19 protein-coding genes are annotated in these 14,906 nt (G+C 64.8%); 8 read left to right on the forward strand and 11 right to left on the reverse strand.

Features of this window, described 5'->3' with window-relative positions; all coding sequences use genetic code 11:
* The gene (locus tag ABH933_RS20740; protein ID WP_429425914.1) at positions 1-345 is read left to right on the forward strand and encodes a transposase; all 345 of its coding nucleotides are present in this window, start codon (positions 1-3) and stop codon (positions 343-345) included.
* A gap of 316 nt (positions 346-661) precedes the next feature.
* On the opposite strand, the gene ABH933_RS20745 is transcribed toward ABH933_RS20740, so the two are convergent.
* From ABH933_RS20745 to ABH933_RS20775, 7 genes are all read right to left on the reverse strand, one after another.
* The gene (locus tag ABH933_RS20745; protein WP_429425912.1) at positions 662-814 is read right to left on the reverse strand and encodes an FAD-dependent monooxygenase; all 153 of its coding nucleotides are present in this window, start codon (positions 812-814) and stop codon (positions 662-664) included.
* Positions 811-1,722 carry an LLM class F420-dependent oxidoreductase gene (locus tag ABH933_RS20750; protein ID WP_429425910.1) on the reverse strand — a complete coding sequence of 304 codons (912 nt, stop codon included), beginning with the start codon at positions 1,720-1,722 and terminating at the stop codon, positions 811-813. The genes ABH933_RS20745 and ABH933_RS20750 overlap by 4 nt, the downstream gene beginning before the upstream one ends.
* A 40-nt stretch (positions 1,723-1,762) precedes the next feature.
* Entirely contained in the window at positions 1,763-2,215 is a 453-nt protein-coding gene (locus ABH933_RS20755) for a thiamine pyrophosphate-dependent enzyme (RefSeq protein WP_429455072.1), read from the reverse strand.
* Positions 2,106-3,365, reverse strand: a complete 1,260-nt coding sequence (locus ABH933_RS20760; protein ID WP_429425906.1) for a thiamine pyrophosphate-binding protein — start codon at positions 3,363-3,365, stop codon at positions 2,106-2,108. Before ABH933_RS20760 ends, ABH933_RS20755 begins: the two co-directional genes overlap by 110 nt.
* A 444-nt stretch (positions 3,366-3,809) precedes the next feature.
* Positions 3,810-4,361, reverse strand: coding sequence for a cupin domain-containing protein (locus ABH933_RS20765; protein ID WP_429425904.1), 552 nt, complete (start codon positions 4,359-4,361; stop codon positions 3,810-3,812).
* 34 nt (positions 4,362-4,395) lie between these two features.
* A complete protein-coding gene (locus ABH933_RS20770; protein WP_429425902.1) occupies positions 4,396-5,250 on the reverse strand; it encodes an HpcH/HpaI aldolase family protein in 855 nt (284 codons plus the stop codon).
* A gap of 38 nt (positions 5,251-5,288) precedes the next feature.
* Positions 5,289-5,729 (reverse strand): GlcG/HbpS family heme-binding protein, encoded by a 441-nt coding sequence (locus ABH933_RS20775; RefSeq protein WP_429425900.1) that lies wholly within the window; start codon positions 5,727-5,729, stop codon positions 5,289-5,291.
* A 105-nt stretch (positions 5,730-5,834) separates the two neighbouring features.
* Here ABH933_RS20775 and ABH933_RS20780 point away from each other — a divergent pair, with 105 nt between their 5' ends.
* The 3 genes from ABH933_RS20780 (at position 5,835) to ABH933_RS20790 (ending at position 8,640) form a co-directional block, all read left to right on the forward strand.
* On the forward strand, positions 5,835-6,482 hold the full coding sequence (locus ABH933_RS20780) for a TetR/AcrR family transcriptional regulator (RefSeq protein WP_429425898.1): 648 nt from the start codon (positions 5,835-5,837) through the stop codon (positions 6,480-6,482).
* The gene (locus tag ABH933_RS20785) at positions 6,479-7,201 is read left to right on the forward strand and encodes a dienelactone hydrolase family protein (protein WP_429425896.1); all 723 of its coding nucleotides are present in this window, start codon (positions 6,479-6,481) and stop codon (positions 7,199-7,201) included. The genes ABH933_RS20780 and ABH933_RS20785 overlap by 4 nt, the downstream gene beginning before the upstream one ends.
* A 758-nt stretch (positions 7,202-7,959) precedes the next feature.
* A complete protein-coding gene (locus ABH933_RS20790) occupies positions 7,960-8,640 on the forward strand; it encodes a Zn-ribbon domain-containing OB-fold protein (RefSeq protein ID WP_429455066.1) in 681 nt (226 codons plus the stop codon).
* A gap of 121 nt (positions 8,641-8,761) precedes the next feature.
* On the opposite strand, the gene ABH933_RS20795 is transcribed toward ABH933_RS20790, so the two are convergent.
* Together ABH933_RS20795 and ABH933_RS20800 are read right to left on the reverse strand one after the other, a co-directional pair.
* Positions 8,762-9,139, reverse strand: a complete 378-nt coding sequence (locus tag ABH933_RS20795; protein WP_429425892.1) for a hypothetical protein — start codon at positions 9,137-9,139, stop codon at positions 8,762-8,764.
* 158 nt (positions 9,140-9,297) lie between these two features.
* Positions 9,298-9,978, reverse strand: a complete 681-nt coding sequence (locus ABH933_RS20800) for a carboxymuconolactone decarboxylase family protein (RefSeq protein ID WP_429425890.1) — start codon at positions 9,976-9,978, stop codon at positions 9,298-9,300.
* 163 nt (positions 9,979-10,141) lie between these two features.
* On the opposite strand from ABH933_RS20800, the gene ABH933_RS20805 reads away from it, so the two are divergent.
* Positions 10,142-10,783 carry a helix-turn-helix domain-containing protein gene (locus tag ABH933_RS20805; protein WP_429425888.1) on the forward strand — a complete coding sequence of 214 codons (642 nt, stop codon included), beginning with the start codon at positions 10,142-10,144 and terminating at the stop codon, positions 10,781-10,783.
* A 134-nt stretch (positions 10,784-10,917) separates the two neighbouring features.
* On the opposite strand, the gene ABH933_RS20810 is transcribed toward ABH933_RS20805, so the two are convergent.
* Positions 10,918-11,175, reverse strand: a complete 258-nt coding sequence (locus ABH933_RS20810) for a DUF1214 domain-containing protein (protein WP_429425886.1) — start codon at positions 11,173-11,175, stop codon at positions 10,918-10,920.
* On the opposite strand from ABH933_RS20810, the gene ABH933_RS20815 reads away from it, so the two are divergent.
* From ABH933_RS20815 to ABH933_RS20825, 3 genes are all read left to right on the forward strand, one after another.
* Positions 11,160-11,333: a LysR family transcriptional regulator substrate-binding protein gene (locus tag ABH933_RS20815; RefSeq protein WP_429425884.1), complete on the forward strand. Its 174-nt coding sequence runs from the start codon at positions 11,160-11,162 to the stop codon at positions 11,331-11,333. The two genes, ABH933_RS20810 and ABH933_RS20815, sit on opposite strands and share 16 nt — an antisense overlap.
* Positions 11,327-11,638, forward strand: a complete 312-nt coding sequence (locus ABH933_RS20820; RefSeq protein ID WP_429425883.1) for a hypothetical protein — start codon at positions 11,327-11,329, stop codon at positions 11,636-11,638. Before ABH933_RS20815 ends, ABH933_RS20820 begins: the two co-directional genes overlap by 7 nt.
* Positions 11,639-11,983: 345 nt before the next feature.
* Entirely contained in the window at positions 11,984-14,191 is a 2,208-nt protein-coding gene (locus ABH933_RS20825) for an ATP-binding protein (protein WP_429425881.1), read from the forward strand.
* 182 nt (positions 14,192-14,373) lie between these two features.
* On the opposite strand, the gene ABH933_RS20830 is transcribed toward ABH933_RS20825, so the two are convergent.
* Positions 14,374-14,856 (reverse strand): Dps family protein, encoded by a 483-nt coding sequence (locus ABH933_RS20830; protein ID WP_429425879.1) that lies wholly within the window; start codon positions 14,854-14,856, stop codon positions 14,374-14,376.
* Between the last annotated feature and the right edge of the window lie 50 nt (positions 14,857-14,906).

Genomic DNA, 14,906 nt, shown 5'->3' on the forward strand with positions numbered 1-14,906 from the left:
GTGGCGAGATCACGGCGGTTGAAGATCCCGGTAGAGGACAAGGTGCGGGTGGTGCTGTCGGTGCTGTCCGGGGAGATGAGCGCCGCGGAGGCCGCGCGGCGGCGCGGGGTGAGCACGGCATCGGTGGGTAAATGGAAGCAGACGTTCCTGGAGGACGGGACCAAGGCCCTCGACGAGATCCCCTCCGGCCCAGCCGGGGCGCAGGGCACGCCAGAACAGCGGCGGTTACGGATGGAGAATGAGCAGCTGAAGCTGGCGCTGGCCGAGGCCACGGTGCAGCTGCGGGTCTGGCAGCACGGCGCCGCCCTGGTGGACCAGGTCCCTTCGCTGACCTCGAAGCCCTGAGAGCGGCAGAAGGACTGCCCTGGACATGGAGGTTCACCGATTCCGGATCATCTACAACACGGTCAGGCCGCACCAGGCGATCGACGACCGAGCGCCCAGCGCAGCTTACATCGGCTGAAAACCGCTCGATAAGCGGCAGAAGAGTGCGTGTAAATGGTTTGTCGGCTGGCGGCATTGCTAGATGGTTGCGGGGTGCCAGGGCAGGTCGCGACATGGGCGTGGTTACTGCCCATGTCGTGGCGGTAGTCGGCGCGTCCGCTCTGGTGGCGCGTCTGGAGTTGGGTGCACAATCTCCTGCGCCGCAGCGCCTCAGCGGTCAGGACCCCGACCCCGCGGGCCTTTTGCGGGTGTCGGGCTCGGCCAGTTGTTCGACCAGGACGGCGTGGATTGCGGCGATCTCCAGCTCGGCTGCCAGCGTCAGCCCGACGGGCCCCACTCCGACGACGAGGACCTGGCTGTCAATCGTCATCTCCGGGCTGATCCCGCTTGATTGTCACTGATCGCTGCGAGTTTGGGAACGACCTCGTCGCCGAGGCGGCTGACGAAACCGGCTGGGTCGGTGATATGTGGCAGCGGTATGACGTTGACGAGATCGAACCCGAGTGCGGCGTATTGAGCCGCCGTCGATACGAATCCGTCGACGTCGGCGAGCGGATCGACGAGTATGCCCAGCGTCTTGCGAATGTCTGCGGGGTCGCGGCCGACGTCGTCACAATGGCGGTTCAACACGTCGAGCTTGTGCCGCGTTTCGTCCGGGGGGCCGGCGGCGAGGCTGATGTTCCACACGTCGGCGTACTGGGCGACCAGTCGCAGTGTCTTCTTCTCGCCTGCACCGCCGATCAGGATCGGGGGCCGTGGCTGTCGAATCGGTTGTGGGGCACAGAGTGTTTCGGCGAGTCGGTAGTGCGTGCCTTCGAAGGGACCGTTGTTGTCGCTCCACATTTGCTCGCAGATCTGGAGCGTCTCCTCGAGCATCTCGAACCGCTGGCCGATCGGAGGGAAAGGTATGCCCAGCCCGGCGTGTTCACGCTCATACCAGGCGGCGCCGATGCCGAGCATGGAACGGCCTTGCGACAGCACATCAAGGGTGGTTACCGTCTTGGCCAGCACTCCGGGATAGCGGTATGTGACGCCGGTGACCAGCATGGTCAGCCCGATCTTCTCGGTCTGCCCGGCCAGAAACCCCATGGAGGTGTAGCCCTCGAGAAACGGATCTTCGGCGGCCATCAGGTTGTCCATCTGGAAGAGGTGGTCGGCCAGGGTGAACATGGTGGCGCCGCCCTGCTCGGCGGCCCGTGCGGTGGCGGCCATGGTCGGCCCGAGCGTTTGCGGCCCGCCCGGAAGGTTGAAGTTGACGAAGTGAATGCCTAATTCCATTGCGGTAGTGTTCCTTTCATCATTCGGTGAGGTCGGGCGATCAGCCACCCAACGGGACGCCGGGTGCCACGTCGACGATGATCATGTGCGGCCCTTTTGCCGCAGTGAACGCTTGCTTCGCTGCAACGGCCAATTCGTCGGGCCGTCCGGTTCGCACGGCGGGGATGCCGTAGCCCTTCGCCAGTGCCTCATAGTCGAGGTAGTCGAGGTCCAGGCCCGGCACACCGGTGGTGGTCAGGTAGTCGCCGAAGCCTTTGAGGATTCCGTACTCGCGGTTGATCAGGACCAGGAACGTGACGGGGAGCTGGCGGTTGGCCGCGGTATACATCCCTTGGATGCCGTACTGTGCGCTGCCGTCGCCGCTGATCGCCAGCACCGGCCGTTCAGGTTGGGCGAGCTGGGCACCTACTGCGCCAGGGATGGCGAAGCCGAGACCGCCGGCGGCGCAGAAGAAGAAAGAACCCGACCGGCGCACCTTCATTCGGTCCCACATCGCCGGCGCACCGTTCATCGATTCGGTGACGAGGATGCCGTGGTGCGGGAACAGCGGCCCCAGCATGTCGTAGACCTGGCAGGCGGTGAGCGTGTCGACGGCGGGCGGGATTTGCAGCGGCGTGAGTGGCGCGGGGCGCGGGCCTGTTGGTCTGCGGTAGGAGTTCCAGCAGACCTCGCAGGGCGAGGGCCGGGTCTGCGACCAACGCGTCGCCGAGCGGTGCCCGGGCAGCTGCATCCGGATCGTCCATGATTGCGATGAGTTCGGCGCCGGGCGGCAGGTAGTTGCCTGGCGCGTACGGGTAGTACTGGAATACTGGTGCCCCGGCGATAAGGATCAGGTCGTGCCCGGCGAGTGACTCGGACAGCCACGCGATGCCGGCGGGGAGGCTGCCCCGGAAGTGTGCGTGGTCGGTGGGAGATCCGACGCGCGAAGTGTTCGGAGCGAGCCATACCGGCAGATTCTGGGTTTCGGCCAGCGCGACGCCTGCCTCGAACCCGCCCGGTGCCGCGTCCAGCCCTGCTCCCACCACCAGCACGGGGTTGCGGGCAGCCGTGAGACGGTTCGCGAGCGCGTTCAGCTCGACGGGCGCGGGGACGGATCGGCCGGTGACCTGTCGAGCGGCCAGCAGTTCTGTTATGCCGGCTTCCGCGGGCTGATCGAAGTCGTCCATCGGGAGTGACACGAATACCGGGCCTGCTGGCGGCAGCGCCGCGTATCGGAACGCCCGAGCCAACGCCGCGGGCACGTCCTGCGGGCGGGGTGGCTCGAACGCCCACTTGACGGCTGGCTTGGGCAGGGTTGTCGGATCGGGGTTGGCCAGCAGCGGTTCCATTGTCAACGTCGCCCGCACCTGTTGGCCGGCGGTGACGACCAGCGGGCTGTGCCCGCTCGCTGCGTTGACGATTGCGCCCATCGCGTTGCCGAGGCCTACGGCGGTGTGCAGGTTCACCAGGGTGGGCTCGCCGGTCAGCTGGGCGTAGACGTCGGCCATGCCGATTACCGTGCCTTCATGCAAGCCGAGAACGTAGTCGATGTCCTCGGGGAAGTCGGCCAAGAACGGCATCTCGGTTGACCCGGGGTTGCCGAATACCTTGCGTACACCCAGCGCACGGAGCAGTCCCCAGGTGGCCTGGTGAACGGTGGGCATGGCGAATCACCTCTTGCGATCTAGGTTTTCGGGTGGAGCGTGCGTGCTCGGGCGGTGCGCACCACCAGTGCGGGATCCGGGTGGGTGGATTGGGCCCGCCAGCAGAGCACCCCGTCCGGCCGGATGAGCAGGCCCGCCGCTGCAGGTGCGGGAAAGATCCTGTCCGATGTGTGCCGGTCGGCTATGTCTTGGCGGCGGATCTCATGCAGCCTCACACCAGAGACCGGATGTGTTCGCACTGTTGAGGCGTAGGAGCTGGCGTCGGGGGCGCGGAAGGTGAACGCGCCCGGATCCAGCAGGTCCAGCGTGCTCGAAATGGCGCTGACAGCAGTATCCTCTCCGGGCGGCGGATGAGTCGCGCCAGGTAGTAACTTCACGGCGGTAGCGCCGCGGATGGATCGGCTTTGGATGGCCGTAGCGACCGTGACCCCGGACATTTGCCTGTTAGCTATCGTCGGGTGGGGTTGCGTCGGTCATGGTGCCGACCAGCAGGCATGGGGCGTCCGACCGGTTACTCCAGGCGTGGTTGGTGCCGCGGATGATGACGGTGTCGCCGGGCCGCATGAGTGTCTCATCAGTGTCGGTGACGAGGTAGATCTCGCCGCCGACGCAGGTGAGGCAGTCGAGGGTGTCGGTGCGGTGCATGCTCGGATGCCGGGCGAGATCGGTGTGGCTTGGCTGGTGCTTTTGGTGAACCTCTTCGTTGAGGTCGGCCAGGACGCGGCGGTGCTCGTCGGCGTCGACGGCATCGGGTGGGATTTCCAGCGCCCGGCAAATCATGCCGTTGGGGAAGGGTTCGCGGCGCGCGCCCAGGCCATCGGTCTGCGACCGGTCGCCGTCAATGCTGTTGTCGGCAGGGGTCTCTTGGGTCGCCCACAGCGTGGCGCGCCAGTAGAACCCGTCGCGGGACTGGACATTGGTCAGACCGTGTTGCAGGACCGTCGAGCGGCCGTCGGAGTCGGGGCCGACCACAAACCGGTTCAAACGAGTCGTCACTGCAATGTTCCTTTCAATCGTGGTTGTCGGCTTCTCACGCAGTGATATGCGGTGCGAAGTCTGGGGCGGGGGTTTCGGGTCGGATGTAGGCAGTGCCTTGCACCGAGTCGCCGGCGATACGGACGGTGTGCTCGCAGAACCGACGGAATCCCATGACATCCAGGCCGAGGCAGAACACCTTGACGCCGTCTTCAAGCGCAGATTTGCAGCCATCGACGCTGGGATCGAGTACTGGACCGCCGATCACCGCGACGCCATGCCGGTCGGCGGCAGCTTGGACCTTCAGGTACGCCTCACGGATCTTGGGGCTGTCGGTCATGTTGGTGCCCTCGCCCATGGCGTAGGCGAGATCGCCGGGACCGAAGGCCAGGATGTGGATTTGGTCCAACGCGCAGATCTCGTCGATGTTGTCGACTGCGGCGGGGTGCTCGATGAGCGGGACAACGAGGAAGTTTCGGTTGTTCCATTCGGCGTAGTCGACGAAGCTGCGGTAGGAGTACCGGGCGGCGCGGGTGGCCGGGCAGATGCCGCGGGTGCCCAACGGCGGAAATAGCGCGGCGTCGAAGACACGGCGCACATCGTCGGCCGATTTGACCTCGGGCACGAACAGGCCTTGGGCGCCGGCTTCCATCGCGCGTCGGATGGCGGTTTCGTCCGTACAGCTCGGCACGCGGACCAGCGGCACCAAGCCGACGATGTCGGCGGCCAGGATCGCGTCCTCGATGGCTCGGGGGTTGGCCGGGGAATGTTCGGTGTCGAGCATGACGAAGTCGAAGCCGGTCAGTCCCAGGACTTCGATCAGTGCGCGATTGCCGGTGAAGCACTGCATACCCAACGGAATCTGGTGCTGGTCGATCATGGCGAGCAGGCGGTTGTGGGTGTCGAACATGGTTGATGCTCCTTTTCAGTGGCAGGGGTGGTGGTAGATCAGGTGCCGGGATCGGCTCGCAAGCCACACCCTGTTATGGCGTGGATGGCGCACGCTTCGTCGTCATCGGGTAGGTGGCCGCTGACCCCGACCGCACCGATCAGGTCGCCGTTCTCGTCGCGGATCAGCACGCCGCCGGGGACGGGCAGGAGGTTGCCCTCGGCCAGCGCCACCAGGGCGTTGACGAAATCGGGATCCGATGCCGCGCGTGCGGCCAAGGCGCGGCTGCCCACACCCATGTTCAGTGCGCCGTGGGCTTTTCCGCGGGCAATGCGTTCACGCAGCAGGCTCGAGCCGTCTTCTCCGGCGAAGGCGACAAGCCGGGCGGTGGCATCGAGTACCGCAACTGTCATCGGGGGGAAATCGTTGCTGCGTGCATGCGTAAGCGCTCGGTCCACGATCGTGCGGGCACGGGCCAGGTCGATCAGCGTAGCCCTCATATGTGGCATCTCAACTCCAAACAAACATAATCGTGTTCGTTTGTCTTCAAATATACGCCTGATGAGGATGTAGCGCCAGTATTCGTGTTCGTTTAGTATGGGTATGTGCCAAGACTCAGCGAAAAGACCCGCGCGCAGCGCCGCCAACACATCCTCACCAGTGCGTGGAGTTGCTTCTCACGCGGCGGCTTCCACACCACCTCGATGGACCAGGTGATCGCCGCGACGGGGATGTCCGCTCGGGCGGTCTACCGCTACTTCGGCAGCAAGGACGAGATCATCTACGCCACCGTCGATGAAGGACTGTCGAGGGTGCGGGGCATTTTCCTGGCGTTACTCGATCGCGACCCCAGCCCCACTCCGGCCGAAACGCTGACCCTGGTGGTCGCCGAACTACGCAGCAGGATCAACAACCCCGACTACGACATGACCCGCATCGCCCTGCAAACCTGGGCGGAGGCCCTGCGCGATCCGGTCCTGCAGAAACGTGCCCGCGCGCTGTACCTCGAAACACTCGGCCACATCGCCGAACTAGCCGGCCGCTGGCGCGACGATGGGCACATCCCGCCGTACTCGGACACCAATGCCGTTGCCGCGACCCTGTTTTCGCTGATGCATGGCCTGATCGTCATGCACCACCTCGTCGACGACGTACCGTCCGACGCCCTGCGCAACGGACTATCGCTGCTCGGTGCGGCCGTCGTCGGTCCCTATACATTGCCCGCCACACCATCACGAGAGGCCTCACCATGACCGACATCAACCTGACCGACCGAGCCGCCGCACACGATGGGTCCCAGCCGCTTCGTGGCTACCTCGCCAGACCGCCGGGCACCGGCCCGTGGCCCGGCGTGGTGATGATCCACGAGATCTTCGGCCTCGACGAGGTCATGCGTGGCCACGCCGACCGGCTCGCCGAATTCGGCTACCTCACCCTGGCGGTCGACCTGTTCAGCGCGGGTAGCACCGCGCGATGCCTGATCGCGACGATGACCGCCATGATGCGTGGCCGCGGCCGCGCGTTCGCCGACATCTCCGCTGCCCACGACTACCTGGCAGGTTCTCCCGACTGCGCCGGCAAGATCGGCGTCATCGGCTTCTGCATCGGCGGTGGCTTCGCGCTCCTTACCGCGAACGACGGATTCGACGCGGCCGCGGTCAATTACGGCCAGCTACCGCGTCATCTCGACGAAGCAGTGGCAGGCGCCTGCCCGATCGTCGGAAACTACGGCGGCCGCGACCCCTCACTCAGGGGAGCGACCGCACGGCTCGACGCGGCCCTGGACAAAGCGGAGGTGATCCACGACGTCAAGGAATACCCGGCCGCCAGCCACGCCTTCCTCAACAACACCGAAACCGGCCCCCGCGTGCTTCGTCCCCTCCTGCGGATAGCCGGCATCGGCCCGGAACCCGAGTCCGCCAAGGACGCCTGGAACCGGATCGAAAGATTCTTCGCCACCCACCTGAACTGACAATCCTTGTCATCAACCCGCCGTCACCGAGGTGGCGCGAAAGGGTCTCACTCAACGCACTCCCGGTAGGACTGGGGCCGCCATGCTGCCCGTGCCAGCACCCACCGACCGGCCTCGATCCGATGGTTGATCATCGTCACTCACACAGCACGCCAGCACCGTTCAGCAAACTGGACATACCGGTGTTCGTGAAGCCGTTGTCACGCGATCACTGGTTCGCCGGCCTTCCTCGAGCTCACCGGTGAAAACCTTGACCGCCACCACGCGGTCCGCGGCAATCTGAGTGCACCGGTACACCGCGCCGAATCCACCCCGCCCGATCTCCTCGGCGTCCACGCTGCGTTTCGAGGGGATCATTCTCAACCATTGCCACCTACCGCCGCACTTACAAATCAGAATATCCCCAGCGCACCCACCGACCATCTACCGCCGCAACAAGGCCGCGAGGGTTCGGAGAAATCGATACCACCGGCTGCGACCGCCGTTTGTGCCGATCGCCTGAACACGGTGAAAACCCTCGTCGACCAGCGGCTCCGCTGGGCCGGGGCGGCAAAATAGGTATGCCGCGGGTAGTTCTGCCGTCGCGGGTAGGGCCATCCGTGACGCAGGCTCGTCAGTGACAGCGCAGGCAAGAACTGGCGAGGATTCCGATGTTCGACCACAAGGACCCACGACACGTCGACGACCCCTCCGGGCGCCACAATGGTGCGACCTTGATGATTCGGCGTTGCACCAACTGTGCAACGTTGGTCGCGCCGATGGCCAGCACCTGCTCATCGTGCCGAGCCACGACCCTGGACTGGGTACCCTCCTCGGGCACCGGGTCGATCGTGTCGTGGAAAGTGGCCCACCACCCATCGAACACCGGGACCTGGGAACAGTCCACGGTCGCCATCGTCGAACTCGACGACGGCCCCTGGATCTACGCCACGATCGACGGCGAACTCCCACCACCATCGGACCAGCCGATCCGTGTCCGATACGAACCCGACCCGCCCGAGGACCGGTTCCCGGTCTTCACCATCGATCCCCGGTCCCCGAACGGCACCACCCCGCCCGACAGGGCGCGCGCGAATGATCCGAACAGCCCACAGTCGACGACTTCCCCCGCGACACACACCACCCACGACCCGGGATGGGTGCGTTCATCGATGACGTACTGCGAGTTTCTGGCGGCGAACAAATCGCTCGACACCGACGCGAGATCCGTGGTCGAGTTCGCCATCCGACGGGCCGCGTCCGGCGGCGCCAGCGCCGGCGAACTACTCGTCGCCTTCGGCGTCACCCGCTGGCGATTCGTGCAGATGATCCGCGAGGCCCTCGTCCAACGTCCCAGCGACACCCGAGATGCGCGAACGCTCAAACGCAACCTGCTCGACTCGCTGTCATGGGCGTGGCGCGCCTACCCCGACTCCTCGGCTTCCTACATCCCCGGCTAGTGCCATAGTTGCGATTTCGCTGTACTGCAAAGCAATTCGGCATCAGTTACGGTCTACCACCGCTAGCCGTGAAAGATGAGATAAGGGGCGAGTCCGAGAAGGCTGGCGACAAGAGCGTATTTCAGGGTGCGGATTGGCAATGTGCGTGCGACGATCCAGCCCAGAAACGCTCCGCGCGGAGCTGTCCGGAACGGGTGTAGGCAGCGGCAGCCAGTACGCCGGTAGCGACATTGGTGACCATCGCGGTACCGGCGATCTGTGCCGGAGAAAGGCTTGTGAAGGCGAAGAGACCGATGGTGACCAATACGCCGCCAGGACCACGGGCGGTGACGCCCACACCGGCGACGAACCCGAGCACCGCCAGGCCGATGAGCAATGCGGGTTCCAACCCGGTCACCGGCGCACCGACTTCCGATGGATAACAGATATTTCCGAATATTTGGCAGCCACGGCGAACCTCCAGCAGGCGATCGAACGGATGAATTGGCTGATCCGGCATGAGACATGAGCCGGGTAATCGGATTTGCGCCGCAGCCCATGAATGCGCGAATCAACCAGTCGGAGTGGACATACGGGCTTTCCGAGTAGGCGGCGCAGGATCCGAACAACCTTCAACGACCAGGTATGGAAACCGCCTCTGTTTCTGTATCTGCCAGTTCAGGGCTCACGTAAATTTTCGGATTCCTCGTCCAGAATCGGCAGTGCCGCCTCGTACACCTCGTAGCCCTGCTGGGCGACGATCGCGAGGACCTCGAGGACCTGTTCACGGGTGGCGCCGAGCTCGAGTGCGGCCTGGATATGCCGGCGGGTACCGGGCTCGTACATGTGGGTCAGCGCCGCGTCACCCGCCACGCACAGCAGTTCGATCCACAGCGCAGGCAGCACGCCATCACACGAGAGAGCAACCTTGATCTCGAGAAAGGTCTCCAGCAAGTCAGGGACCGATTCGTAGATACTTTCCCAGCGCGGGTTGAATTCACCACGGTCACGAAGCCGGTCACAGGCCGGCGTCGGATGGACGGGTGTCTCGGGTTCGCCGCGCGTTCCCCTCCGGTCCTGTTCAGCCGCCAATATCGGAACGCCGGTGGCACAGGAGTTGATGCCGATCACCGAGGACAACTTGATGACTTCGAGGAGCTCATCCCGAGTCGCACCGAGTTCGAGCGCGCGGCGGATATGGCGGCGGATTCCGGGCGCGTACAGGTGAGTGGCCGATACGTCGATCACGAACCGGATGAGCTCTGCCAGTTCAGGGTCCAGGACACCGCTCGAAGTCGGCGGAACATCAATCCGTTCGCCCAGTTCATCAGCGAGACTCGGCGTGTTGTCGATGGTCAATTTGATCCTTATCAATAATCAGAGCCGGCACTGTCCAGGCGGAGCGATTCCGGGGGCAGCCTTTTGAACCAATCGGTGTGAAGTCACCGTAACGACGATCGGGTGTCCCTGTTATTCTTTTCGTCACACGGCCTTATCATTTGGTAACACGAGGTGATCATCAATGGGTTTTTGGTCCGATGACCTTGGACAGAAGTCCATCCCGGTCGGCGCGCTGTCGCCGCTTCCCGAGATCATGCGCGATTTCGGCCAGGACCCATGGGAGTTGCTGGAAGCACACGGTGTGACGGCGCGATTGCTGGCCGACCCGAAGCGGCCAGCACTCCCGATCACCTTGCACGGCCGTATAGTTCAGGACGCCGCCGCAGCGACACAATGCGACCACCTGGGCCTCTTGCTCGGTCAGCGAGGCTTTCTGGACAACACTGGGCCGCTTCGATTTCTCATCCTCAACACGCCAACGGTGCGCGAGGCGATCGAGGCGCTCATTCGATTCAGCCCGATCTGCCATCGCGCGGTCGACAGCGCATTGTCGTACGAACAGCGAGTGGCCGCGCTCTTTGCTGTGCACCGACTCACGCTGCATCGCCATCTCGCCCGGCACGATACGACCTTCGAGGCGCTGGTGGACGACACCCGGCGTCGACTGGCCGAGCAAATGCTCACCTATACCGACCTCCCCATCGCCGAAGTCGCCGGAGGGCTCGGCTACCGCAACCAAGGCAACTTCACTCGCGCCTTCCGGCGCTGGCACGACACCTCGCCCCGAGGCTGGCGCGGACGACCACCTGCCGACCCGGCCTGACAAGCAATTGACGCTGGCCTGCAGTACTCGAGCGCCGGTGTCGGGCACGTCGATCTGGGCCGCCCGGCCGCATCGGGGTTTGTTCACCGGCGAGGGCCGTCGTCCATAAGTAAGACGGCTCGTGGCGCAATGGGCTATGTCAGGCTCTGCACGGGTGGTGGAGACCAAGATTCGTTGACGGCTTCGTCGCTGGGCAGGTGAAGGCGCAGAACCAGAAAATAGGGTCCGGTCCGTGGGCAGGGCAGCCAGTTGGAGTCGCCGGTGGCTGGCGGAGTGCTCTGGATCTCGAGGGTCAGGCCACCGTGGTCGTCGTAGGCGAGGTCCGGCGTGCGGTTACCGATGGCGTACCGGCGAGTCGTTCCAGGCGAGCAGGCGGGTGTGGACCTCGGCATCGCGGTTGTGGAACGGCAGGCGCGTCACCGTCCTCTACGACGAACCACACGTGCTGGTGGTGCCGCGGGACCATCGTCTGGCCGGCAAGGAGTCGGTCACCCTCGAGGACATCGCCGACGAGCCCATCCTCACGTACGCCAGTCCGACCCGTTGCTGAACGCCTATTGGCGGCTCGACCCCCGCCCCGACGGGCGGCCCGCGCCCGACGGCCCTCTGGCCGAAGCCCTCGAGGACAAACACGAACTCATCGCCGCCGGGCAGGCGGTGGCCATCGGACCGCCCCTCGACTACGCGATCGGCCTGCATCCCAGCCTCACCACCATCCCGTTACACGGGATCGAGTACACGGGATCGAGCTCAGCCAGGTCGTGCTCGCCACTCGCACCGGCGACCGCAGCCGCCTGGTCGCCGCGTTCCGCAAACATGCCGAAGCTCTGCTCACCGGAACCCAGCGAGCTTTGATCTGATCGACGGCTACCGGGCGATTGCGTCGGATCGTGGTCAACGCCCGTGTCGTCGAACGAGCGACGACCGGAGATGGTCGGTCTTGATGCTCACCACGCGGTGTACCCGCCGTCGACCAGCAGTGTCTGGACGGAACGGGGTCTGATCCGGCGAGACATCGACTCGTACTCCACCGGGGGCGACGGTAGAATCGCGTCACTTCTCCCGATCTGGACACATAGGGACTCGATGGCTCCACTCTCGGCAGATATGCCGAACACCGTGCCGGCGGACATCACCAGCTTCGTGGGCCGCAGGCAGGATATCGCCGCGGTCCGACAACTGATCCGTGTCACACGATTGGTGACGCTGACCGGCATCGGTGGCGTGGGCAAGACACGGCTGGCGCTGCGCGTAGCTCGCGGAGTGCAACACACCTTCCCCGAAGGAGTCTGTTTCGTCGAGCTGGCATCGCTGAAAGACCCGGCCCTGCTCGCTCACACCGTGATCGACGCCCTCGGGATTGAGGAACAGTCGGCGCGCAAGCCGATGACCGTTCTGTGCGATTACCTGAGCCGACGACGCATGCTGATAGTTCTCGACAACTGCGAACACCTGGTGGAAGCCGCTGCAAACCTGGCCGATGGGATACTGCGGGCCGCGTCTGGCGTCCGCATTCTGGCGACCAGCCGACAGCCGCTCAGGATTTCCGGCGAGCGCATCTACCCGGTCGCACCCCTGCCTGCGCCCGACCCGGATGACCCCGTCGAGCCAGGCACGGGTATACAGTTCCCCGCGGCTGCTCTGTTTGCCGACCGCGCGGCGGCGGTCATCCCGGAATTCACCCTCACAGAGGATAACTCGGCGGCGGTCGTTCGCCTCTGCCACCGGCTGGAAGGAATCCCTCTCGCCATCGAGCTCGCCTCGGTGAAGTTGCGGGCGCTCACCGTCGACGAACTCGTGAATCGTCTGGACGACCGATTCCAATTTCTCCAGGAAGGAAGCCGTGACCTGCCACAGCGGCAGCAGACGCTGACAGCGCTCATCGACTGGAGCCACGACCTGTGCACCCCGGCCGAACAAGCGCTGTGGGCCCGCGCCTCCGTCTTCGCCGGTGGATTCGGCATCGACGCGCTCGAGGCGGTGTGCACCGACGACACACTGCCGGAACGCGACATTGTCGACACCGTCGCCGGACTGGTCGACAAGTCGATCTTCATCCGCGAGGAGCAGGGACAACGTATCCGCTTCCGCATGCTGGAAACCGTCCGCACCTACGGCCAGGCCCGGCTCATCGCATCGGGCGACGAATCGTCCCTGCGCCGTCGACACCGCGACTGGTACCTGAACCTCATGGAGACAGCAGGCGAACAATGGGTCGGACCGCGGCAGCGTGAGTGGGCGAGCCTGCTTCGGGCGGAGCACGCGAACCTGCGTCGGGCGCTGGAGTATTGCCTGTCCCAACCCGGTGAGGCCCGCGTCGGACTCCGCATGGCTGCCGTGTTCTGGTTCTGGTTTGCCATGGGATACATGATCGAGGGCAGGTTGTGGCTGGATCGAGCACTGATGCTGGATACCGAGCCGAGCCGCGAGCGGGCTTGGGCGCTTGCCACCGACGCCTACATCGCTGTCTTTCAGGGCGACGAGGCAGCCGCGACGGCACTGTCCGAACAGGCCTACGACCTCGCCGTCCGGCTCGACGATCCCGCCGTAATGGCCTATGCCAAGCACATGCTGGGGGTGCGCCTATTCCTGCACACCGATCTGTCCGGCGCGATCCCGCTGTTCGTCGAGGCGCGCGAGCTATACACCCACACCGACGTTGCCGCGCAATACCGGGACAACCTGCAGCTGGACTTCGCGACGGCCTGCATTCTTCTCGGCCAGCTCGACAGGGCTGCCGAGCTGGTCGATGGGTTGCTCGAGCGCTGCACAGCAGCCGGAGAGCATTGGGAGCTGTCATGGGCCCTGTGGCAGCGCGGCTGGCTCGAGCTGATCCATGGTGAGCTCGACCGAGCAGAAGCAGACTTGTGCGAGGCACTACGGATCTGCCGGTTCTTTCACGACACCCTAGGCATCGCCTTCCAGCTCGACGCACTCGCCTGCACCACGATGGCCACGGGCGATGCGGAGCGAGCCGCCACTCTGTTCGGCGGGACCGAGACGGTGTGGCGCACCCTCGGTTTTCCGCTGATCGGCTCGATACACTTGCTGGCGTATCGCGATCGGTTCAAGAATATGGCGCGGCGAAAGATCGGAAATGCCGAATTCGACGCAGCATTCGAGCGCGGCAGCGCCTTGACGACCGAGGAAACGCTTGCGCTCGCCTTGCGAGAGCACGCCAAACCGGTGCCCGAAACCCTGCGTGCAGGGTCCCTGCTCACGCGGCGCCAGCGCGAAGTCGCCGACATGGTGGCCGCGGGACTGTCGAACAAGGAAATCGCGAAGAGGCTGGTCATCTCGCAGAGGACTGCAGAGCATCACGTCGAAAGCATCCTCACCAAGCTCGACTTCAATACACGAACCCAGATCGCCAGCTGGGTCATGGAACAACCCGCCGACCCTCGATGAGCTTGCGTTTCTCGTTGACCCGCTCGTTGTGGGCCATCACCTCCTCACCCGCCGGGCGATCATTGCCGGGGTAAGCGCATCTGCGGATCTGGTGCAGCGTCGATTCGGCGCCGCCGGCGCCGAATCGATTGTGGGTAGCGGGCTTTACCTATGTCCGGACGCTTGTCGGACATCGCCGCGTTCTATCCCAGGGTGCGGTTTTCGGCGCTGAGCAGCCACGCCTGCTTTTCGAGTTGGTTGATGACGGCATGCAGCAGGTCCGCCGTGGACGGATCTTCGGCATCGGTGTCGTCGTGCACGCCGCGCAGCGTCACGACCGCGGCGCGAATCTGTGCGGTGACCAGGTCGACGATCACGGCGGTGTCGTGCTCACCGGCCGGGAGTTCCGGCAGGAGGTTGGTGCATGCGACCGTCTTGGCTCGGCCGTCCGGCACGGCGTCGAGGGCGCGCATGCGTTCGGCGATGGTGTCACTGGATTCGCGTGCGGCGTCGACGATTTCGTCGAGCTGCAGGTGCAGGTCGCGGAAGTTGTGGCCGACGACGTTCCAATGCGCCTGTTTGCCGTTGAGGTGCAGTGCGGTGAGGTCGACGAGGACCTGCTGCAGATTGCCCGCCAGTCGTGACGACGCGCGCAAAGCGATTGCCGATTCCATGTAAGTGGTCATGATGTTGCTCCTGATCGTGTCGGGGTGATGGACTATTCGGGCCAGGGATT

It is taken from the genome of Nocardia sp. GP40, from assembly GCF_050434125.1.
Classification (GTDB): Bacteria; Actinomycetota; Actinomycetes; order Mycobacteriales; family Mycobacteriaceae; genus Nocardia; species Nocardia albiluteola.

What these genes read in the sequence shown, in the direction of transcription:
- ABH933_RS20745 (WP_429425912.1), bottom strand. Translation starts at nt 814, where the DNA reads ATGACGATTGACAGCCAGGTCCTCGTCGTCGGAGTGGGGCCCGTCGGG.
- ABH933_RS20750 (WP_429425910.1), bottom strand. Translation starts at nt 1,722, where the DNA reads ATGGAATTAGGCATTCACTTCGTCAACTTCAACCTTCCGGGCGGGCCG.
- ABH933_RS20755 (WP_429455072.1), bottom strand. Translation starts at nt 2,215, where the DNA reads ATGTGGGACCGAATGAAGGTGCGCCGGTCGGGTTCTTTCTTCTTCTGC.
- ABH933_RS20760 (WP_429425906.1), bottom strand. Translation starts at nt 3,365, where the DNA reads ATGCCCACCGTTCACCAGGCCACCTGGGGACTGCTCCGTGCGCTGGGT.
- ABH933_RS20770 (WP_429425902.1), bottom strand. Translation starts at nt 5,250, where the DNA reads ATGTTCGACACCCACAACCGCCTGCTCGCCATGATCGACCAGCACCAG.
- ABH933_RS20775 (WP_429425900.1), bottom strand. Translation starts at nt 5,729, where the DNA reads ATGAGGGCTACGCTGATCGACCTGGCCCGTGCCCGCACGATCGTGGAC.
- ABH933_RS20785 (WP_429425896.1), top strand. Translation starts at nt 6,479, where the DNA reads ATGACCGACATCAACCTGACCGACCGAGCCGCCGCACACGATGGGTCC.
- ABH933_RS20790 (WP_429455066.1), top strand. Translation starts at nt 7,960, where the DNA reads ATGGCCAGCACCTGCTCATCGTGCCGAGCCACGACCCTGGACTGGGTA.
- ABH933_RS20795 (WP_429425892.1), bottom strand. Translation starts at nt 9,139, where the DNA reads ATGCCGGATCAGCCAATTCATCCGTTCGATCGCCTGCTGGAGGTTCGC.
- ABH933_RS20805 (WP_429425888.1), top strand. Translation starts at nt 10,142, where the DNA reads ATGGGTTTTTGGTCCGATGACCTTGGACAGAAGTCCATCCCGGTCGGC.
- ABH933_RS20810 (WP_429425886.1), bottom strand. Translation starts at nt 11,175, where the DNA reads ATGCCGAGGTCCACACCCGCCTGCTCGCCTGGAACGACTCGCCGGTAC.
- ABH933_RS20830 (WP_429425879.1), bottom strand. Translation starts at nt 14,856, where the DNA reads ATGACCACTTACATGGAATCGGCAATCGCTTTGCGCGCGTCGTCACGA.